This window comes from Agrobacterium sp. 22094 (genome assembly GCF_052046015.1).
In the GTDB taxonomy this organism is placed as follows: Bacteria; Pseudomonadota; Alphaproteobacteria; order Rhizobiales; family Rhizobiaceae; genus Agrobacterium; species Agrobacterium cavarae.
In genome coordinates this window covers 2,247,443-2,265,926 of the sequence record NZ_JBQEPX010000001.1, presented here as the reverse complement: position 1 = coordinate 2,265,926, position 18,484 = coordinate 2,247,443, and the positions used below count along the sequence as shown (strand labels likewise).

Genomic DNA, 18,484 nt, shown 5'->3' with positions numbered 1-18,484 from the left:
CCCGGCGTCAAATCAATGTTGACGGAATGGGATATCGCGCGGCGTCTATCTCGTCCCTCGACAACGGGCTGCGCGTCAGCACCTCGGCATAATTGGCTCGGGTTCGAGCACCATAACTCTCCTTGATCGCGCTCATCAGTTCGATCTCCTGGTACATCCAGTTCCAGCGCGAATAGTCGTCCGGGCCGGTCGACTGGCGGCGCGCTTTTTCCCGAACCGCAAGCTCGCGATCGCGCACCACTTCTCCCGTCACGATCGACATCAACTGGAAGGCGGCATCGTCCATGTCCGTGGCTTCCCGACGCCAATATTCCTCTCCGCGCTCCTCGCAGATCAGCCAGTAGCTGCCGCGTCGCCATTCGACGTAAACGGTTCCGTCGCCACGGGTGCTGCGCGGGATTGGCGGGAAGGGCGTGTCGACGGCCCTGGCCCATAGCGCCGAGATATAGTCGTGCAGTGTGTCGATCGCGTCCATGATGATAGTCTGGGCGCGATTATTGCTGCAGGCAAGCTTGGATTATTTGGCAAAGCTGGAGACTGCCCAATAAAAAAGCGGACCGAAGCCCGCTTTCTGAATTGGTTCTGAGACAGACCTTACGCCTTGCGGCGTTCGCTGACCGGCTGGTAGGCCATCTTCGCGTGGAACTTGCAGTAGGGCGAGGCTTCAGACGCCTCGCAGCCGCAGAAATGGAAGTCGTCCTTGAGCGGGTCGCCGACCGGCCATTTGCAGGTACGCTCGGTCAGTTCCGTCAGCGTCAGGCGACGCGAGATCGGGATAACGACATTGTTGGAAGAACGAACATATTCCATGGGCTCGACGGTGTCGATGTCCATGTCTTCCTTGAAAGCGAGGGCACCAGAGCTACGGGCCGGTGCTGGACGGCTGGTCGCAGCGCGGGCCGGAGCCGCATAGCTTGCCGGACGCGGCGCTGCTGCGGGACGCTTGGGCGCAGGACGCGACGTGGCGACCGTGCCGCCGGCCTTGGCGCGACCTGGCAGGTTGAGGCGGTGAACCTTGCCGATGACGGCATTGCGGCTCACACCGCCTAGTTGTGCTGCGATCTGGCTTGCGCTAAGCCCTTCGGACCATAATCTCTTGAGCTTTTCTACTCGTTCGTCCGTCCAGTTCATGCCGCTTCTCCGCTCGTCGCGTTGTTTTCGGGCAGAATCCACCTACTATGCCATGGAGTGAACCACGCGCAGGCCATTCGCCAGATTGTAGGTGACTAGTTCCGCCGCATTGCAGTCTAGTAATTGACGGTTAACCTAATCGTCGGTTGACTCCGTGACAAGAGTCGCAGGAATCATCTGGAATCGATTTTCCGGTTTTCCCCAACTTGCTTCCCCTGTGAGTCAGAAAGGCAACACCTCGGGCCTGCGCGGCAAGCACCTACCAAGGCTTGTAAATGCCCGGAAGTGCCGAGATTTGTTGACATTAGGCGGGGAAGTGACAATAGTGCTCTCGCAATGAAGACAGCATGCAGGCCGCCGCGAGGCGGCATTTTTGATTTTCAGGGCAGGGATAACCCGCGAGCCCTATTGACAGTCGTCTGTCCCGACTTGACGTAAGGAGTGATGTCGCCATGGCCGAAACTGCCCCCAAATCCGGGCCGTTGTTCGATACGTTTTCCAAAGCCCCCCTGCGCTTCGAACGAGGCGAGGGCGTTTGGCTGATCACGGAAAGCGGCGAGCGATATCTCGATTTCGGTGCAGGCGTTGCGGTGACCTCGGTCGGCCATAGCCATCCCCATATGGTTGAATCCCTCAAGGCACAGGTCGAGAAGGTCTGGCACCTGTCCAACCTCTATGAGGTTGCAGGCCAGGAAGTGCTGGCAAAGCGGCTGACGGATGCAACATTCGCCGACAAGGTGTTCTTCACAAACTCCGGTGCGGAAGCGCTGGAATGCGCCATCAAGACGGCACGCCGTTATCAGTACACGCACGGCCATCCGGAAAAATTCCGCATCATCACCTTCGAAGGTGCATTCCATGGCCGCACACTCGCCACCATCGCGGCTGGCGGCCAGGCCAAATATCTCGAGGGCTTCGGCCCCAAGGTGGAAGGCTTCGACCAGGTGCCATTCGGCGATCTCGAAGCGCTGAAGGCGGCGATCGTTCCGGAAACGGCTGCCCTTCTGATCGAGCCGATCCAGGGCGAAGGCGGTATCCGTGTCGTTCAGCCTGATTTCCTGCGCACGCTGCGTGCGCTCTGCGAAGAGCACGGCTTGCTTTTGATCTTCGACGAAGTGCAGACCGGCGTTGGCCGTACCGGCAAGTTCTTCGCCTATGAACGCTCAGGCGTCGCGCCTGATATCATGGCCGTTGCCAAGGGCATTGGCGGTGGCTTCCCCTTCGGGGCATGCCTTGCAACGGCAGAAGCCGCGTCCGGCATGACGGCGGGCTCGCATGGCACGACCTATGGCGGCAATCCGCTGGCCATGGCGGCCGGCAACGCCGTGCTGGATATCGTTCTGGCCGATGGCTTTATCGAGCATGTGCGCGATGTCGCGCTGATCTTCCGCCAGGGACTGGCGTCGCTGAAGGACCGTTATCCGGATGTGATCGAGGAAATCCGTGGCGAAGGTTTGCTGCTCGGCATCAAGGCGCGGGTTCCATCCGGCGATCTGCTCCAGGCCATGCGCGCGGAGCATCTTCTTGCCGTTCCGGCAGGCGATAACGTCATCCGTCTGCTGCCGCCGCTCGTGGTTACGGCAGAAGAGGCGCGTGATGGGCTTGCGCGCGTCGAGAAGGCTGCCGAAGCACTCACCACCAAACTGGCAAAGAGCGCCTGACGAGGCGCATCAGGGCCGGCGTAAAGGGTGGCCCGCATTGATGGGACTGAATTAAAATGGCAAAGCATTTCCTCGATCTTTCGGCCGTCGGCTCGGAAGACCTGCGGCTCATTCTTGAAGACGCCAAGAGCCGCAAGATCGCAACGAAGAACGGAACGGCGGAAAAGCCGCTGGCTGGCAAGATGCTGGCGATGATCTTCGAAAAGCCGTCGACGCGCACCCGCGTGTCGTTCGATGTCGGCATGCGCCAGCTTGGCGGTGAAACGCTGTTTCTCTCCGGCACCGAAATGCAGCTCGGCCGCGCCGAAACCATTGGCGATACCGCCAAGGTCCTGTCGCGCTATGTCGATGCCATCATGATCCGCACGACCGATCATTCCCGCCTGCTGGAACTTGCCGAACACGCCACCGTTCCGGTTATCAACGGCCTGACGGACGAGACGCACCCGTGCCAGATCATGGCCGATATCATGACCTTCGAAGAGCATCGCGGCCCGGTGAAGGGCAAGACCATCGCCTGGACGGGTGACGGCAACAATGTGCTGCATTCGCTGGTCGAGGGCTCCGCCCGCTTCGGCTACAAGATGAACATGGCCGTGCCCATGGGTTCGGAGCCGCTCGACAAGTACCTCAACTGGGCCCGCAACAATGGCGGCGAGATCATGCTCTGCCATGACGCCGAACGTGCTGTCGCCGGTTCGGACTGCATCGTCACCGACACCTGGGTTTCCATGAACCAGGAGCACAAGGCACGCGGTCACAACATCTTTCAGCCCTATCAGGTGAATGAAGCGCTGATGAAGAAGGCCAATAGCGAGGCGCTCTTCATGCACTGCCTGCCCGCGCACCGCGGCGAGGAAGTGACCGATGCGGTGATCGACGGTCCGCAGTCGGTGGTCTTCGATGAGGCGGAGAACCGCCTGCACGCGCAAAAGGCCGTGATCGCCTGGTGCATGGGCGTTATCTGATAGCAGGGCCGAGCTGAGGATGGGGGCTAAGCCGGGAGCTTGAATTTCAAGCGCGGCGCCCCATCTTTACGCCAACCAGTGCTGCCGGTTCACGGCGGCGTTTCATCAATCGTTTATCGCGACATTTGGGCCGGGGATGGTTTCGTTTTGCCATTCTCCGCTCTATCTTTGCGAAAACCGGACAAGAGACCTGCTGGTCGCGGCCGAAAGCGTGGCGATCATTTCCAAATTCCGGAAGGCGGGTTCGAAGGAGCAAAACCATGGCGGACGTAACCGTAGAACTGGAAGATATGAACTTTGCCGGCGACGACAAGGTCGTCCCCTTTCAGGTGGAAGGGCTCGACGTTCGCGGCCGCGCCGTGCAGGTCGGTCCGTTGCTGAATGCCATTTTGCAGCGCCATGATTATCCGCCTGTCGTCGCCCGGCTTCTGGCGGAAGCTTTGGTGCTGACGGCACTGATCGGCACGTCACTCAAATTCTCCGGCAAGCTCACGGTGCAAACCAAGGGCGATGGCCCGGTGGATCTCCTGGTGGCCGATTTTACGGCACCTGAGAACATGCGCGCATATGCCCGCTTCGACGATGAGCGTCTGGCACAGGCGATTGCTGCTGGGCAGACCTCGCCCGAAGAGCTTCTCGGCACCGGCATCCTCGCCTTCACCATCGATCAGGGTGTGGGCATGCAGCCCTATCAGGGCATCGTGCCGTTGGATGGCTCTTCGCTGGAGGAAATCGCCAGCGTGTATTTCCGCCAGTCTGAGCAGTTGCCGACGCGGGTGCGCCTTGGTGTGGCGGAGTTCTTCGACCGTGATAGCGAAGGCAAGCCACGTCGTGGCTGGCGTGCGGGCGGCATTATTGCCCAGTTCCTGCCGCAGGCGCCGGAGCGTCTACGCACCCGTGACCTTCATGGCGGCGATGGCGACGAAAGCTCGTTCGGTGAAGCCGAAGACGATGCCTGGACGGAAGCGGTGGCGCTGATCGACACGGTGGATACGGATGAACTGACCGATCCCCAGGTTCCGGTGGAGCGTTTGCTGTTCCGCCTCTTCCATGAGCAGGGCGTGCGCGTCTACGAGCCTCAGTCGATCATCGACAAATGCAGTTGCTCGCGGGAGAAGATCAAGGGCGTGCTGTCCGGATTTTCGGCAGAGGAGATCGAGGACAGCCAGGAGGACGGCGTGGTGTCGGTGAGCTGCGAGTTCTGCTCGACGACCTACCGTTACCCGGTCGAAGAACTGTCGGCATAAGGATAAGGAGCGGGGTGAGAGCCCCGCTCAGTTGAGCACGCGGGCAAGCCCAGGGCTGTCCAGCGAGAAGGCGGGAATGTCTACCGTGAAGACCTCGCCCGTGTCCGTTTCCATTTCGTAATGGCCAAACATCATGCCTGACGGGGTGTCCAGCGGGCATCCGGAGGAATATTCGTAGCTGTCGCCTGGTTGCAAATGGGGTTGCTCACCAACGACACCCGGGCCCGAAACCTCGTCCACCACGCCATTTTGATCGGTGATGTGCCAGTAGCGATTGACGAGCGTCACGGCCTGCTTGGAGTTGTTCGTGATCACGACCGTATAGCCCCAGACATAACGGCTATCGTCCGGGTCCGATTGCTCATCGAGATAATATGGGTCGACGGTGACCTCTATCTCTTTTGTCGATGCACGATACATGTTCGCGACCTTGGCTGTCTCTGCCTCTAGCATTTTATTCTACTACACCGAATGAAGGACGGGAAAGTCCGTTGATTGGAGCTGAGTTGTTTGAATGCGTTAAGAGGCTAAAGCGTTGCGTATCAGGTTTGTTTCTCAATTCAATACGCACAAAATCGTGAAGAGACAGTAGAAAAAACGCAATTTGTCTAAAATAAACTAGGGTTGGCACTCTACGCGTGTTGCGCGCAGAACATCCGGAAATCGAGAAAGAAATTGCCCGATGATGGCTCACCGGGCATTTGATATCAGGCAGAAACCTTCGAAAGCGCTGCGGCGAAATCTTCCAGCAGGTCGTCGGTGTCTTCGATGCCGCAGGACAGACGAAGCGTGCCGCCGGAGATGCCGAGTTCGGCGCGTGCCTCGTCCGTCAGGTTCTTGTGGGTCGTGGTGGCGGGATGGGTGATCAGACTCTTGGCATCACCGAGATTGTTGGAAATCTTGACGACCTCCAGCGCATTCTGCAGCTTGAACGCCGCTTCCTTGCCGCCCTTCAATTCAAAGCAGACAAGCGTCGAACCGCCCGACATCTGCCGCGCAATAATATCGGCCTGCGGATGGTCGGCACGACCTGGATAGATGACCTTCGCGACCTTGCTTTGGTCCGCCAGGAAATCCGCAATCTTGCCGGCATTCGCCGTCTGTTGCTTGACGCGCAGCGGCATGGTCTCGATGCCCTTCAGCAATGTCCATGCGTTGAAGGGAGACAGTGCGGGGCCGGTGTGGCGGAAGTAATCCTGAAGTTCTTCCTCGATCCACTTCTTGTCCGACAGCACCACGCCGCCAAGGCAGCGTCCCTGACCATCGATATGTTTGGTGGCGGAATAGACGACGATATGCGCACCAAGTTCCAGAGGCTTCTGGAAGAGCGGCGTCGCAAACACGTTGTCGACAACGACCTTGGCACCAATCTGGTTAGCAAGCTTGGCAACGCCTGCAATATCAACCACTTCCAGCGTCGGATTGGTCGGGCTTTCCAGGAAGAACAGCTTGGTGTTCGGCTTGATCGCCTTTTCCCAATTGGCAAGATCGCGGCCATCGACCAGCGTGCATTCGATGCCGTATTTCGGCGCCAGCGTCTCGACCACCCAGCGGCAGGAACCGAAAAGCGCGCGGGCCGCAACGATGTGATCGCCAGCTTTCAGCTGGCAGAGAATGGCAGCGCTGACAGCGGCCATGCCGGATGCCGTGGCGCGCGCATCCTCGGCACCTTCCAGCAGGCACATGCGCTTTTCGAACATGTCATTGGTGGGGCTCGCATAGCGCGCATAGATGAAACCGTCCGTCTCTCCCTTGAAGCGCGCTTCTGCCGCTTCCGAGCTTTCATAGACAAAGCCCTGGGTCAGGTAGAGTGCTTCGGACGTCTCACCGTAGGGGGAGCGCAACGTGCCGCCATGTACGAGTTGAGTTGCCGGGCGCCATTTCTTGCTCATTTGATCACCTTCAAACAAAAAAACCGGTCGCAAAAGCAGACCGGTTCCAAGCACCCGGTCTTTTTAGCCACTTGTTTAACGTGGCTGCAAGCCGACCGGCCAAATCACCACGGGATAAGATTGCCTTACTGCCGTTAACAACTTGCGTCAATGGCCTGCTTTTGATTTTGTCGGCGCGGAACAGGGGCACTGACGATGATGAGAACCACGGGTATTCTGGCCGATGGCGCGATACGGGCGCTGTTTTCTTCCGGCCACCTGAAGAGCGAGCGAGCGCTGGATGGAGACCAGGTGCAGCCGGCAAGCCTTGATCTGCGTCTCGGTGCCAAGGCTTACCGTGTGCGCGCAAGCTTCATGCCCGGCCCGGGCACCAAGGTCATCGAAAAGCTGGACCGCCTGCGTCTGCACGAAATCGATCTCAGCGAAGGCGCCGTGCTGGAAACCGGCTGCGTCTATATCGTGCCGCTGATGGAAACGCTGGCGCTGCCCGCCGACATGTCCGCCTCGGCCAACCCGAAGAGCTCCACCGGCCGTCTCGATATCTTCACCCGCGTCATCACCGACCACGCGCAGGAGTTCGACAAGATCCCCGCAGGCTATCAGGGACCGCTTTATCTGGAAGTCAGCCCGCGTACCTTCCCGATCGTCGTGCGCCAGGGCTCGCGCCTGTCGCAGATCCGCTTCCGTATCGGTCATTCGCTGTTGAACGAGGGCGAGTTGCAGGCGCTTCACGAGAGTGAAATCCTCGTCGCCAGTGACACGCCAAACGTATCCGGCGGCGGTATTGCGCTCTCCATCGACCTCAAAGGCTTCGGTGACAGCGGCCTCATCGGATATCGCGGCAAGCACCACACCGCAGTTGTCGATGTGGACCAGAAAGCAGCCCACGACGTTCTGGATTTCTGGGAGCCGCTCTACGCGCGCGGCCGCGCCGAACTGATCCTCGATCCGGATGAATTCTACATCCTCGTCTCGCGAGAAGCCGTGCATGTACCACCGCTCTACGCTGCCGAGATGACACCGTTCGATCCTCTGGTCGGCGAGTTCCGCGTCCACTATGCCGGCTTCTTCGACCCCGGCTTCGGCCACGCCAGCGCCGGCGGCACCGGCAGCCGCGCCGTCCTAGAAGTCAGAAGCCACGAGGTGCCCTTCATCCTGGAGCACGGCCAGATCGTCGGGCGCCTTGTCTATGAACATATGCTGGCCAAACCCGAAGGTCTCTACGGCACGGGCCTCGGCTCCAACTATCAGGCCCAGGGCCTGAAGCTCTCCAAGCATTTCCTCGCAGAGTGATCGGCCAGAGGCCGCGGTGCGATAGCGGAATGCCTTGCGGCGCGGCTTGACAGCCGCATCGTTCTATCGGAAGTTTTTAAGCGCGCGGGTGTAGCTCAATGGTAGAGCAGCAGCTTCCCAAGCTGAATACGAGGGTTCGATTCCCTTCACCCGCTCCAGCTATCTTGCAAAGGCTATTGTTTTTATTGCGTATTTTTTATCGCACCTGAGATCAGCGTACGGATGTAATGCGCTGAGCGAGCCGTTATTCAGGCGCGATCGTAGGTGAACGATGTCAGCAAGGACGTGACGAAGTTGCTGGCTTTTTCCTTGACGAGGACTTCCGTCCATTCGTCCGTTCCGCGAAACCTGAGATCCGTCTGGATACTATCGACCGCTGCCATTTCGATGCGCTCGATATGTTGTTTGAAATGCGCTTCGCCCTTGGCCTGGTAAAGATCGCGGATCACGACCCGCAGGATTTCCTGCATCGCGATCTGCCAGGCAGTGTTGGTCGCATTGAGTTCGTTGGTTGTCGTTGACATGCATCCCACCTGTGTTGCTGGATTTCTTGGCTCTCACCGGCGATATCGCGCAAAAGCGCAATGCGGCTTTGCGAAAGCGACATGCGATAAAACGAAGGCGTGAAGCGCAAGGAGCGAGTCTGAACGACCGCGACGCGATTTTAAAGCATGGTCCGTGCAAAATTGTGCAGCGGTTCTGCGATAACGACATGCGAGAACAAGGACTTAAAGCGTAAGAGCGAATCTAAAAGATCGCAACACGCTTTAAGACGTCGGACAAGCCGACGGCGTCTTCTTGGTGCGTTTGGTCACCAGAGCGGCCACTGTGGATTTGCGATCGGCCAGTTCTTTTGCAAGGCGGGCCGCCTTTAGTCTGGCTGTTTTCGCGTCCCGCGCGTCGACGGCAGCTTGCAGTTCATCGACAGCGTGATTTTTTGCGAAGAACGGCGTCTGAAGCTTGCCGAAGGCAAGCTCCGCCTGCTGGCGAGATTTGCTGTGTGTTTGTGTCATGGGGTATTTGCCTCTCCGGCCATATGCCGAAACGAAAAAGGCCAGGCGCAATGCCTGGCCTCGAATGAAATTGCTCCCGGCAGTGCCAGTACATCCGTGGTCAAAGGGAAGCGGATCTCAATTATGCGGACTGCAGATTGGTCGCAGACATCTTGCCCGACTTGTTGTCGCGCTCGAGTTCGAAGCCAATCTTCTGGCCTTCGACGAGTTCGCGCATTCCTGCACGCTCGACAGCCGAAATGTGAACGAACGCGTCAGCGCCGCCATTGTCAGGCTGAATGAAGCCGAAGCCTTTTGTGGAATTGAACCATTTAACTGTGCCAGTGGTCATAATAAACCCTTTCAAAGCATAGAGTGAAGGACCGCGTAACGGATGCCACGCGGATAAAAACCGACTATTTTTGAAAGAGAAGTTCGCTTAGAGCGCGGTGCCAATCGCGCGGTAGACAAAGCTCGGCAAGCAAAAGATCGATGACCTATCTATAGGGGAGTTCATCACCGCAGTCAACGAAAAGTTTTCACATTTATCGATGTTCGTCTTTTGGTTGTGCTTTCGGGGGATTGCGTCACTTTTCTTTCCCAAGGATCGAGCGGCGTTGGCGCGGGGTCCTATTCCGATAAGGAGCGCCGTTTCACCTTCAGTGATGGGAGGGGAGTTGTCGCGTTCATATGCTTGTAGCTCTTCACCGACCATGTGCCTTATGACGCGAAACCAGCAAACGTTTCGACTGGAAGATTGGCGATGAACGTTCCTGGCGCGCTAGAACCTGGCTCCCAGATCTTTCGCGCTTGATACAATCGCAGCCGCCTGGGCCTCGCCTTCCAGCGATCCATATAAAATCTCGACCTTGCCTTCATTCACACTGCAATAATCGAGGATCCCCACCTTCAGCTGTGTGCGAAAGGCGATGTCATAGCCGCGCTTGCGGTAGTCATCCTCCGTTGCACCGGCGATGCCGACCATCAGCACCTTGGCATGTGGATAGGTCTTACTTCCGAAGGCCCAGTTCTGAGCCCACACGCGGTCGATCCATCCTTTGAGGATCGCCGGCATGGACCACCACCACACGGGAAAGAAGAGGACAGTGGCATCGTTGCGTTCCACGCGCTCCATCTCTCTCCGAACATCTTCAGCGAAGTCTATATCTCGTCCACTCCAATCCGGCTCGTCCTCGGCTTTGAGCACCGGGTCGAAATTCTCGGCCACCAGATCGGCGAACTCGACCTCGTGGCCGTTCGCTTGCGCTGCCTCGGCAAAAGCGCGCGCCGCTTGATGTGTCAGGGAGTTTTCCCGCGGATGGGCGATGACCACCAAAATCTTCATAACGGCGATGTCCTTCATAGTGACCAGACGACCGCAGGCGACGCGGCGTCGTTCAAGGACTGTGCCGGTTATGGCACCGTCCAGGCGGTCTAGGTATGAAGGGAGGACCGGCACTTCAATCCTGTCACGACATCGTGCCTCAGCAGGGATCGTTGGAGCAGGGGGCCGTCGCATGCGGCCCCTCGCTCTGTTGATTGGCCGTTACCGCTTGTTCACAGCATCTGCCAGCTTCAAGGCCCGCTCCAGGCAAGCGGGCTGCTGGTCGGCAAAGCGTTCTGCGCCGATTTCCATGATGAGGGTGGTGTCGGGCAGGAAGGTGAGTTCGGAGAAAATGTCCTCCCAGTCGATATCGCCCCAGCCGATCGGCAGGTGAAGGTCTCCGATGCCGAGTGCGGTGGCTTCTGCGGGGTGGTAGAACTTCTTCATCGTGTAGGGCAGGCCGAAGCTGTCATGCACATGCAGATGGCCGGTAACCGGCGCCATGGCGCGCAGTTCTTCGCGGAAATCCAGACCCTTGAAGGTGGATTCGATATAGGCGTGGCTGAAGTCGATCAGGGCGGCGAGATTGTCGTGGCCGACGGCCTTCACGGTTTCTGCCACTTGCGATGGCGTCTGGCGGTACTGGCCGTCTTCCGTGGTGAAGATGTTTTCCAGAACGATGCGCACGCCATAGGATTTGGCAATCTCGGCCATTTCGAAAAGAGCCTCACGCTCCATCTGGTCGAGATCGCTGCCACTCATGCCATCGGAGAGGATTGCATTGCCGCTGTGGTGGACGAGCACGCCAGCGCCCAGCCGGTCACAGAGTTCGAGCATGGCATGCACGACCTTCTTCTGCAGATGCAGGTGCTCGCGATCCATGAAGTTGGAGACGATCTGGCCATGCAGAGAGAGCTTCTTGAACGCATACTGCTTGACGATATCGCGGACGCGCTGTGCGCGGTCCTCGATGATGCGACCGCCGGAGATGATCTCCTCGCCATAGATGCCGATTTCGCAGGCGCTTGCGCCGGTATCGGCAATGATCTTCAGGGACGAGTCCAGGGTGGAAAGATCGCCGCGCCCGGTGGCATTGCAAAAGCCGACGGCGGAAATGATGGAGGTCATGTGCGTTTCCTTGATGCAGTCAATGAAGGCGGGAGATCTTCAGGCACTATGGGCCAGAACATCCAGGTTGGTGAAGCCGGCTTGATCGGCTGACGCGAGGCTTGAGTCGATCCGCCGTTCCGTTATGGGATCGAAAAAGTGCAGATGCGCTGCGGGGAACTGCAGAATAACCCTGTCGCCGGGGCGGACGGTGAGATCCTCACCAATCGCGGCAGCAAAGATCTGGCCGCGAATGTCCGCATAGACGATGCGACCGGAGCCGAGTTCCTCGACAAAATCCACCACGGCGGAAATACCGTCGCCCTGACGGGAGACGACGCACTGCTCTGGCCGGATGCCGGCAATCACGTCCTCACCCGATAGGGTGCGCGCGATCTCCGCTGGCATTGGACTGGACCAGTTGCCGAAGCTGACCGTAGCGCTCTCACGATCCACCTTGGCATTGAAGAGGTTCATGGCGGGAGAGCCGATGAAGGATGCGACAAAGGTGCTGGCCGGTCGGTTATAGATGTCGAGCGGCTGCCCCACCTGTTCGACATTGCCCTTGTTCATGATCACCAGCCGATCCGCCAGCGTCATGGCCTCCACCTGATCATGGGTGACGAAGACCGATGTCGCGGACAGGCGCTGGTGCAGCCTGCGGATTTCAGCGCGCATGGTGACGCGGAGCTTGGCATCGAGGTTGGACAGCGGCTCGTCGAAGAGAAAGACATCCGGCTCGCGAATGATGGCGCGCGCCATGGCAACGCGCTGGCGCTGACCGCCGGACAGCGCCGCAGGCTTGCGCTCCAGATAGTCCGAGAGGCCGACGATCTTCGCCGTTTCCTCGATCCTGCGGCGGCGCTCTACCTTGGCCACGCCGGCGACCTTCAGCGCGTAGCCGATATTGTCGGCAACCGTCATATGCGGATAGAGCGCATAATTCTGGAACACCATGGCGCAACCGCGTTCACGCGGCTCCAGGCGGTTCACCACCTTGCCGGCGATGGCGATTTCGCCGGCAGTGATGTCTTCCAGTCCGGCAATCATGCGCAGCAGGGTGGATTTGCCACAGCCGGAAGGGCCAAGGATAACGACGAATTCTCCGGACGGAAAGATGAGGTCGACACCATGCAGCGTCTTGGTCTTGCCGTAGGATTTATGCACCTGACGAATGTCGATCTGCGCCATGGTTTGGCACTCCTGTTCTATAACTGTCATTTCTCGGTGGAGACGAGGCCACGCACGAACCAGCGCTGCAAAAGCCCGACGACGAGAAGCGGCGGCAACATGATGATGAGGGAACCGGCAAGCGTGACATTCCAGTCAGGCGTGCCGTTTTCGGAAGGAAGAAGGCTGGAGAGCGACATCATCACCGTCTTGTAGGACGGGTCGGTCACCATCAGGAGCGGCCACAGATATTGGTTCCAGCCATAGACGAACATGATCGTCGTCAGCGCCAGCATGTTGGTGCGTGACAGCGGCAGGATCATATCGACGAAGAAGCGCATCGGTCCGGAGCCATCCATGCGCGCCGCCTCGGCCAGCTCGTCCGGCAACGTCATGAAGAACTGACGGTAGAGAAATGTGCCGGTGGCCGTGGCGATCAGCGGCAAGGTCAGGCCCGCATAGGAGTTCAACAGGTTCCATTCGATCTTGATATCGATGCCGGAGACGGCGTTGATCAGGAGCGCGAAGGGATGGAACATGTCGGCGGCCACGGCGTAGGTCGGCACCACGCGCACTTCCAGCGGCAGCATCAGCGTAATGAACACCGTCCAGAAGAACAGGTGTCGCAGCGGCGAGCGGAAGAAGACGATGGCAAAGGCCGTGCAGGCCGACAGCGCCACCTTTCCGACGGTAACAAGCGAGGCCATGATGAAGCTGTTGAGCATGGCATTGCCGAGATTGGCACGGTTCCAGGCCGCATGCATGTTCTCGAACAGGCGATCGCTTGGCATGAAGCTGAAGGGCACGCTGTTGATCTGCTGCAGCGACTGGCTGGCACCGGAAATGATGACGATGAAGGGGCCGATCAGCAGCAGGAAACCGATGATCATCAGGCCGTAGGTGAAGGCGTCTGCGTAAGGGGTGCGCTGGATCATCGCCGTCTCACTTGTAATGCACGCGCCGCTCGATGAAGCGGAACTGGATGAAGGTGAAGACCATGATCAGGCCGATCAGAATGATGCTCTGGGCCGAAGCACCCGAATAGTTGAGCCCCTGGAACGCCTCCTGCACGATGCGGAACACCATGACCTCGGTCGCATGGTTCGGCCCGCCGCCGGTCGTGTGATGGACGATGCCGAAGGTGTCGGAGCCGACAAAGCCTTCCGTCATCATGGTCACGGTCAGGAAGAACAGCGTGGGCGCAAGCAGCGGCACCTGAATATCGATTGCGCGGCGGATCGGCCCGGAGCCGTCCATCGCAGCCGCTTCCGTTAGGCTGCGCGGTACCGATTGCAATCCGGCCAGCAGGAAGATGAAGGTGTAGCCCGCCCATTTCCAGATGAAGATGATGATGACCAGCGCCAGCGCATGGCTGCCGAATTTGGCCGGATTCCAGATATCGGGATAGATCGCGTTCAGCGAGGCGGCAAGGCCGCGCTCGGGCGAGAGGATGAAGCGAAACGCCATGCCCGCTGCCGGACCGGCAATCGCAAAGGGCAGGATGTAGAGGACGCGGAAGAAACCGGAGCCCGGCAGTTGCCGATCGACCGCCAGCGCGAGCGTGAGCCCGATGAGAATGGCGAAGAACGGGCCGACAATCGCGAAGATCAGGCTGACGGTCACCGAGTTCCAATAAAGCGGATCGGCGAAGGTCTCGTAGAAATTGGCAAGCCCGACAAATTCCGCAGCTCCGCCGAAAGGCGGCTCCAGCGTGAAGGCCCAGTTCACCACCGCCACGGCAGGCCAATAGAAGAACAGGGCAATGAGAGCGAACTGCGGCAGGGCAAAAAGCAGAGGTAGCCAGGTGCTCTTGAAGACGGAGCGCTTTTCCATGGAAATTCCAATAGACAGTCTGGATTGTCGTGCCACCCGCGTTCACGGGTGGCACTGGTATGAGCGCTTAGTTGATGGAGACGCCCGAGAAGGTCTTTTCGAAGCGGCGCAGGCCGACATTGGAGCGCTCGACGGCCTTGTCGAGTTCCTGCTGAACGTCGCCATTCTGCATGTAGATCGCCTCAAGTGCCGTGGAGAGTTCCTTGCGGATCTGCGTGAAATTGCCGAGGCGGATACCGCGTGTGGTATCGGTCGGCTCGGTCAGCGTCAGGCTTTCGATGGCGACTTCACGGCCCTTGTACGGCGCCTTGTCGTAGAAGCCGTTCTTCTTCATGCTCTCGAAACCGGTCTTGGTGACCGGGATGTAGCCGGTGACGGTGGACCACCATTCGACCATGTCTGGCTGGGCAATGAAGTTGAGGAACGCCGCAGCGCCCTTGTATTCAGCATCCGGACGGCCAGCCATGACCCACAACGAAGCGCCGCCAACCAGCGACTTCTTGCGCTCGGTGCCCTTGAAGACTGGCAGCATGGCAACATCCCACTTCACGCCTTCCGGCAGCGTCTTGCCGACGGTGCCGTGGTCGGCAATCGAGCTCATCACCATCTGGCAGGTCTGCGAGGTGAAGGAGGGAACCGTGTCCATGCCGAGCGTCTTGGTCTTGACGACGAAGAGCTTCTCGTCCTGCATCTTCTTGAAGAACTTCAATTCGTCGACGACCTTGGTCTTGTTGACGACGAGTTCCGCATTCAGGCCCTTATAGCCGTTGCCCTCTGTGGCAATCGGCTGGTCGTGGATGGCGGAAAACTGTTCGATTAGCGGCCAGGTATCGAAGTTGAACGCCAGCGGGCATTCGTAACCGGCAGCCTTCAGCTTCTTGGCGGCCTCGGCAACATCTTCCCAGGTTTCCGGCTTGCCGGTCACGCCAGCCTTTTCAAAGGCGCTGACGTTATAATAGAAAACGGCGGTGGAGGAGTTGAACGGGAAGGAGTTCAGCTCACCAGCGGCCGTTGCGTAGTAGTTGGCAATGCCGGGGAAATAGTTGCTCCAGTCGATCTTGTAGCCATTGTCGGCCATCAGCTGCTTGGCCGGAACGAAGGCCTTGGACAACATCATGTCCAGCGTGCCTGCATCATAAATCTGCGAGATGGCGGGGTGCTTCTTGGCGCGGTAAGCTGCAATCGTGTTCTGCAGCGTTGCGTCATAGCTGTTTTGCGAGGTGCAGACGATTTCATAATCCGGCTGCGACGCGTTGAACTTCTTGCAGGCGTCCTGCACACGCTCGCCGAGATCGCCGGAGAGGCCGTACCAGAACTCGAATTTTGTCTTTTCAGCACGAGCGGCCGTGGTGCCGAGCGCGGCGACGACAGCAAGCGATGCCACGAAGGAAGAAAGGGTCGACGTTTTCATGAGGGGAGCCTCGTTGGAAAGAAACGATGGCCTGGTCGCGGAATTTTTCGGCCCGGCGAGCAAAACCGGCGCCGTCCTAACAATGCTGTATGACAGGTCGCGGACGTTTTCTTGAATATTGGATGACGGGTCTTCGTGGCCGCACCGTCATCGACCATCGAAGGGATCATCACCGAGCTGTTACGGCAGGCACATCGATGCTCTGCAATTTCTTGCCCCAACGGCATGGCTTTGCGCGAATCTTATGTATAATCACACGTGTAAGCACTGACCTGCACCATCGTGCCAGCCCTTGAGCGATGGCGCTTTCACTTCATACCGGGCCGGATCATCTGAATGCGCTCTTTGATGGCACGATTGAAAAATCTCGGTCTTCGAACTTCCATTGTGTGCATGACCGCACTTGCGTTAAGTGGCGTCGCACGTGCCGAAAGCGGGAACCTGCCGGTGCTCTTCGACAAGCAGGAACGTCTGCCAGGGGCAGATCTCTCGTCCATTCCCCGCGTCCGGTTTCTGATGTCGGTCGATTTCCCGCCCTTCAATTTCACCGATCAGGACGGCAGGCTGGTGGGTTTCCATGTCGATCTCGCCCGCGAGATCTGCGCGCAGCTGAAGATCGAAAGCAAATGCCAGGTCCAGGCGCTCCCCTTCGATGAGTTGGAGGCGGCCCTGGAACTCGGCGAGGGAGAGGCCGTGATGTCGGGCGTTGCCTCGACGTCGGATCTGCGCAAAAGCTTCAGCTTCACGCGGCCTTATCTGCTGCTGCCAGCGCGTTTCGCCGTGTCGAAAGCTGCCAAGGTGGAGGGACAATCTGCGGCCACTGCTCTGACCGGCAAGAAGGTCGGCGTCGTCAGCAATTCGCGCCATGAAGCAATGCTGAAATCGTTCTTCCCGAACGTCGTTCCTACCGGTTTTGCCGGCTACGAGCCGATGTACGAGGCGCTGAAAACCGGCAAGGTTGATGCGGTCTTTGCCGACAGTTTGCGTCTGCCCTTCTGGGTCGCCGGCACCGCTTCGGAAAATTGCTGCGCCATGTTCGATGGCCCCTATATGTCGGACAAATTCCTGGGCGAGGGGCTCTCGATCATGACGGTCGATCCCGAAAACAAGCTCGTACCCGCCTTCGACCAGGCGCTTGCAGCCCTCTCGCGCAACGGGCGCCTCGAGGAAATCTACCGACGCTATTTCCCTTACGGACTTTTCTGACTTCAGACAGTCAATAAGGCGGTGTCAGCCTGTTATGCCACGAGAGCAGGTTGGTTCAGTTTGGATAGCTGAATCACTGCCTGCGTCCGACTATCCACATTGAGCTTCAGCAATATAGCCGAGACGTGTGCCTTGATCGTCGCTTCGGAGACGTTGAGTTCATAGGCGATCTGCTTGTTGAGCAAGCCTTCCCCAAGCATGCCGAGCACGCGGCTTTGCTGCGGCGTCAGCGTCCTCAGTCTGTTGATCAGGTCCGCCATGTCGGCATCCTGATCGCGACTGGACTGACAGGAGGCTGGGATCCAGACGTCGCCCTCCAGCACGGTGCGGATGGCGGTGCGGATATCATCGATGCCGGACGACTTGGAAATGAAGCCGGACGCGCCAAGCTCGATGGCACGGCGCATGGTGGCCGGGTCGTCGGTGGCCGATACGATGATGATCGGCAGGCTGGAAAATTCCGCCCGCAATGCCATCAGGCCGGAAAAGCCGCTGACACCCGGCATGGCAAGATCGAGCAGCATGAGATCAGCATCCGGCTGCTCTTCCGCGCAACGTCTCGCATCGTCGAAATCGCCCGCTTCGATGAAGCTATTGTTACCTTCGAGACCAGCCACCGCCTGACGCAGAGCGCCGCGAAACAGCGGATGGTCATCCGCAATGATAATCGTGAGTTCTGCCATGCCGCGCCCCCTCCCAAGAGCATTTCATGCGACTCTTCCTCCCGCAGGCCGACAGGCGACTGCGCCGTTAAGATTGCGCCAAATCGTGAGCAACACAAGTCTTCAATTGCAGCCAAGCCTCACTACCTCCCGGTCGAGGATAAAAATCTGTGTGAAGCGATGGACAACGGGAACCATTTGCGGCAAACCGCCCTGACGTGAAGGAGATGCCCGATGAGCCAGACACCCCCTGTCATCTACAAGATCGTGCCGGATGCCCTGTGGCAGACAGCAAAGCACGAGGGTGTTTTCAAAGGGGCGTCAATCGATCTGACCGATGGCTACATCCATTTCTCTACGGCCGAACAGGTGAAGGAAACGGCAGCCCGTCACTTCGCCGATCAGCAGGACTTGCTTCTCATCGCGGTTGATGGTGGCGCTCTCGGCGACAAGCTGGTCTTCGAGCCCTCCCGTGGTGGCGATCTCTTTCCGCATCTCTATGGCGAGCTTCCGCTCAATGCCGTGCTATGGGAAACGCCTTTGACGCTGGGCGACGATGGCGCCCACCAGTTTCCGGAGGTTTGAGC

The 18,484-nt window shown here is 58.8% G+C and carries 20 protein-coding genes, 1 tRNA gene and 1 riboswitch; of the genes, 7 read left to right on the top strand and 14 right to left on the bottom strand.

Features of this window, described 5'->3' with window-relative positions; translation table 11 throughout:
* Positions 1–7: 7 nt before the first annotated feature.
* Together ACTJK5_RS11075 and ACTJK5_RS11070 are read right to left on the bottom strand one after the other, a co-directional pair.
* Complete coding sequence (locus tag ACTJK5_RS11075; RefSeq protein WP_113178660.1) at positions 8–475, bottom strand: hypothetical protein; 468 nt, start codon at positions 473–475, stop codon at positions 8–10.
* A gap of 119 nt (positions 476–594) precedes the next feature.
* Positions 595–1,131 (bottom strand): GcrA family cell cycle regulator, encoded by a 537-nt coding sequence (locus tag ACTJK5_RS11070; protein ID WP_062427040.1) that lies wholly within the window; start codon positions 1,129–1,131, stop codon positions 595–597.
* A 452-nt stretch (positions 1,132–1,583) separates the two neighbouring features.
* On the opposite strand from ACTJK5_RS11070, the gene ACTJK5_RS11065 reads away from it, so the two are divergent.
* From ACTJK5_RS11065 to ACTJK5_RS11055, 3 genes are all read left to right on the top strand, one after another.
* A complete protein-coding gene (locus ACTJK5_RS11065; RefSeq protein WP_113178658.1) occupies positions 1,584–2,792 on the top strand; it encodes an aspartate aminotransferase family protein in 1,209 nt (402 codons plus the stop codon).
* A gap of 50 nt (positions 2,793–2,842) precedes the next feature.
* Positions 2,843–3,760 (top strand): ornithine carbamoyltransferase, encoded by a 918-nt coding sequence (gene argF / locus ACTJK5_RS11060; RefSeq protein ID WP_440612601.1) that lies wholly within the window; start codon positions 2,843–2,845, stop codon positions 3,758–3,760.
* Positions 3,761–4,020: 260 nt separating this feature from the next.
* Positions 4,021–5,007 carry an Hsp33 family molecular chaperone gene (locus tag ACTJK5_RS11055; RefSeq protein ID WP_440612429.1) on the top strand — a complete coding sequence of 329 codons (987 nt, stop codon included), beginning with the start codon at positions 4,021–4,023 and terminating at the stop codon, positions 5,005–5,007.
* A 27-nt stretch (positions 5,008–5,034) separates the two neighbouring features.
* Here the strand turns inward: ACTJK5_RS11055 and apaG are convergent, their stop codons facing one another.
* Together apaG and ACTJK5_RS11045 are read right to left on the bottom strand one after the other, a co-directional pair.
* Positions 5,035–5,427, bottom strand: coding sequence for a Co2+/Mg2+ efflux protein ApaG (gene apaG / locus ACTJK5_RS11050; protein ID WP_440612600.1), 393 nt, complete (start codon positions 5,425–5,427; stop codon positions 5,035–5,037).
* A 287-nt stretch (positions 5,428–5,714) separates the two neighbouring features.
* The gene (locus ACTJK5_RS11045; RefSeq protein WP_062599259.1) at positions 5,715–6,899 is read right to left on the bottom strand and encodes an O-succinylhomoserine sulfhydrylase; all 1,185 of its coding nucleotides are present in this window, start codon (positions 6,897–6,899) and stop codon (positions 5,715–5,717) included.
* Between the two features lie 42 nt (positions 6,900–6,941).
* A riboswitch (SAM riboswitch) is annotated at positions 6,942–7,020 on the bottom strand.
* A gap of 74 nt (positions 7,021–7,094) precedes the next feature.
* Between ACTJK5_RS11045 and ACTJK5_RS11040 the strand changes: the two genes are divergently transcribed.
* Both ACTJK5_RS11040 and ACTJK5_RS11035 read left to right on the top strand, forming a co-directional pair.
* Positions 7,095–8,192, top strand: a complete 1,098-nt coding sequence (locus tag ACTJK5_RS11040; RefSeq protein ID WP_440612428.1) for a 2'-deoxycytidine 5'-triphosphate deaminase — start codon at positions 7,095–7,097, stop codon at positions 8,190–8,192.
* Between the two features lie 84 nt (positions 8,193–8,276).
* Positions 8,277–8,350: transfer RNA gene (locus ACTJK5_RS11035), tRNA-Gly, on the top strand.
* 90 nt (positions 8,351–8,440) lie between these two features.
* Here the strand turns inward: ACTJK5_RS11035 and ACTJK5_RS11030 are convergent.
* From ACTJK5_RS11030 to ACTJK5_RS10990, 9 genes are all read right to left on the bottom strand, one after another.
* Entirely contained in the window at positions 8,441–8,716 is a 276-nt protein-coding gene (locus tag ACTJK5_RS11030; RefSeq protein ID WP_062427033.1) for a hypothetical protein, read from the bottom strand.
* Positions 8,717–8,959: 243 nt separating this feature from the next.
* Positions 8,960–9,205 carry a hypothetical protein gene (locus ACTJK5_RS11025; protein WP_440612427.1) on the bottom strand — a complete coding sequence of 82 codons (246 nt, stop codon included), beginning with the start codon at positions 9,203–9,205 and terminating at the stop codon, positions 8,960–8,962.
* Between the two features lie 121 nt (positions 9,206–9,326).
* Entirely contained in the window at positions 9,327–9,536 is a 210-nt protein-coding gene (locus tag ACTJK5_RS11020) for a cold-shock protein (RefSeq protein WP_034806062.1), read from the bottom strand.
* Between the two features lie 429 nt (positions 9,537–9,965).
* Positions 9,966–10,547, bottom strand: coding sequence for an NAD(P)H oxidoreductase (locus ACTJK5_RS11015; protein ID WP_440612426.1), 582 nt, complete (start codon positions 10,545–10,547; stop codon positions 9,966–9,968).
* Positions 10,548–10,730: 183 nt separating this feature from the next.
* Entirely contained in the window at positions 10,731–11,636 is a 906-nt protein-coding gene (locus ACTJK5_RS11010; protein WP_440612425.1) for a sugar phosphate isomerase/epimerase family protein, read from the bottom strand.
* Positions 11,637–11,675: 39 nt separating this feature from the next.
* The gene (gene ugpC / locus ACTJK5_RS11005) at positions 11,676–12,806 is read right to left on the bottom strand and encodes a sn-glycerol-3-phosphate ABC transporter ATP-binding protein UgpC (RefSeq protein ID WP_440612424.1); all 1,131 of its coding nucleotides are present in this window, start codon (positions 12,804–12,806) and stop codon (positions 11,676–11,678) included.
* Between the two features lie 26 nt (positions 12,807–12,832).
* Positions 12,833–13,720: an ABC transporter permease subunit gene (locus ACTJK5_RS11000; protein ID WP_062445532.1), complete on the bottom strand. Its 888-nt coding sequence runs from the start codon at positions 13,718–13,720 to the stop codon at positions 12,833–12,835.
* A 7-nt stretch (positions 13,721–13,727) separates the two neighbouring features.
* A complete protein-coding gene (locus tag ACTJK5_RS10995; protein WP_112955722.1) occupies positions 13,728–14,618 on the bottom strand; it encodes a carbohydrate ABC transporter permease in 891 nt (296 codons plus the stop codon).
* 67 nt (positions 14,619–14,685) lie between these two features.
* On the bottom strand, positions 14,686–16,029 hold the full coding sequence (locus ACTJK5_RS10990; RefSeq protein WP_112955724.1) for an extracellular solute-binding protein: 1,344 nt from the start codon (positions 16,027–16,029) through the stop codon (positions 14,686–14,688).
* 441 nt (positions 16,030–16,470) lie between these two features.
* Between ACTJK5_RS10990 and ACTJK5_RS10985 the strand changes: the two genes are divergently transcribed.
* A complete protein-coding gene (locus ACTJK5_RS10985) occupies positions 16,471–17,235 on the top strand; it encodes a transporter substrate-binding domain-containing protein (protein WP_440612599.1) in 765 nt (254 codons plus the stop codon).
* A gap of 32 nt (positions 17,236–17,267) precedes the next feature.
* On the opposite strand, the gene ACTJK5_RS10980 is transcribed toward ACTJK5_RS10985, so the two are convergent.
* Positions 17,268–17,918 (bottom strand): response regulator transcription factor, encoded by a 651-nt coding sequence (locus ACTJK5_RS10980; protein WP_113225977.1) that lies wholly within the window; start codon positions 17,916–17,918, stop codon positions 17,268–17,270.
* Positions 17,919–18,131: 213 nt separating this feature from the next.
* Here ACTJK5_RS10980 and ACTJK5_RS10975 point away from each other — a divergent pair, with 213 nt between their 5' ends.
* The gene (locus ACTJK5_RS10975) at positions 18,132–18,482 is read left to right on the top strand and encodes a DUF952 domain-containing protein (protein WP_440612423.1); all 351 of its coding nucleotides are present in this window, start codon (positions 18,132–18,134) and stop codon (positions 18,480–18,482) included.
* Positions 18,483–18,484 lie beyond the last annotated feature (2 nt).

Bases quoted from the DNA above. Each gene is read 5' to 3' on its own strand.
- ACTJK5_RS11075 (WP_113178660.1), bottom strand. From the start codon at position 475: ATGGACGCGATCGACACACTGCACGACTATATCTCGGCGCTATGGGCC.
- ACTJK5_RS11070 (WP_062427040.1), bottom strand. From the start codon at position 1,131: ATGAACTGGACGGACGAACGAGTAGAAAAGCTCAAGAGATTATGGTCC.
- ACTJK5_RS11065 (WP_113178658.1), top strand. From the start codon at position 1,584: ATGGCCGAAACTGCCCCCAAATCCGGGCCGTTGTTCGATACGTTTTCC.
- ACTJK5_RS11055 (WP_440612429.1), top strand. From the start codon at position 4,021: ATGGCGGACGTAACCGTAGAACTGGAAGATATGAACTTTGCCGGCGAC.
- apaG (WP_440612600.1), bottom strand. From the start codon at position 5,427: ATGTATCGTGCATCGACAAAAGAGATAGAGGTCACCGTCGACCCATAT.
- ACTJK5_RS11045 (WP_062599259.1), bottom strand. From the start codon at position 6,899: ATGAGCAAGAAATGGCGCCCGGCAACTCAACTCGTACATGGCGGCACG.
- ACTJK5_RS11040 (WP_440612428.1), top strand. From the start codon at position 7,095: ATGATGAGAACCACGGGTATTCTGGCCGATGGCGCGATACGGGCGCTG.
- ACTJK5_RS11030 (WP_062427033.1), bottom strand. From the start codon at position 8,716: ATGTCAACGACAACCAACGAACTCAATGCGACCAACACTGCCTGGCAG.
- ACTJK5_RS11025 (WP_440612427.1), bottom strand. From the start codon at position 9,205: ATGACACAAACACACAGCAAATCTCGCCAGCAGGCGGAGCTTGCCTTC.
- ACTJK5_RS11020 (WP_034806062.1), bottom strand. From the start codon at position 9,536: ATGACCACTGGCACAGTTAAATGGTTCAATTCCACAAAAGGCTTCGGC.
- ACTJK5_RS11015 (WP_440612426.1), bottom strand. From the start codon at position 10,547: ATGAAGGACATCGCCGTTATGAAGATTTTGGTGGTCATCGCCCATCCG.
- ACTJK5_RS11010 (WP_440612425.1), bottom strand. From the start codon at position 11,636: ATGACCTCCATCATTTCCGCCGTCGGCTTTTGCAATGCCACCGGGCGC.
- ugpC (WP_440612424.1), bottom strand. From the start codon at position 12,806: ATGGCGCAGATCGACATTCGTCAGGTGCATAAATCCTACGGCAAGACC.
- ACTJK5_RS11000 (WP_062445532.1), bottom strand. From the start codon at position 13,720: ATGATCCAGCGCACCCCTTACGCAGACGCCTTCACCTACGGCCTGATG.
- ACTJK5_RS10995 (WP_112955722.1), bottom strand. From the start codon at position 14,618: ATGGAAAAGCGCTCCGTCTTCAAGAGCACCTGGCTACCTCTGCTTTTT.
- ACTJK5_RS10990 (WP_112955724.1), bottom strand. From the start codon at position 16,029: ATGAAAACGTCGACCCTTTCTTCCTTCGTGGCATCGCTTGCTGTCGTC.
- ACTJK5_RS10980 (WP_113225977.1), bottom strand. From the start codon at position 17,918: ATGGCAGAACTCACGATTATCATTGCGGATGACCATCCGCTGTTTCGC.
- ACTJK5_RS10975 (WP_440612423.1), top strand. From the start codon at position 18,132: ATGAGCCAGACACCCCCTGTCATCTACAAGATCGTGCCGGATGCCCTG.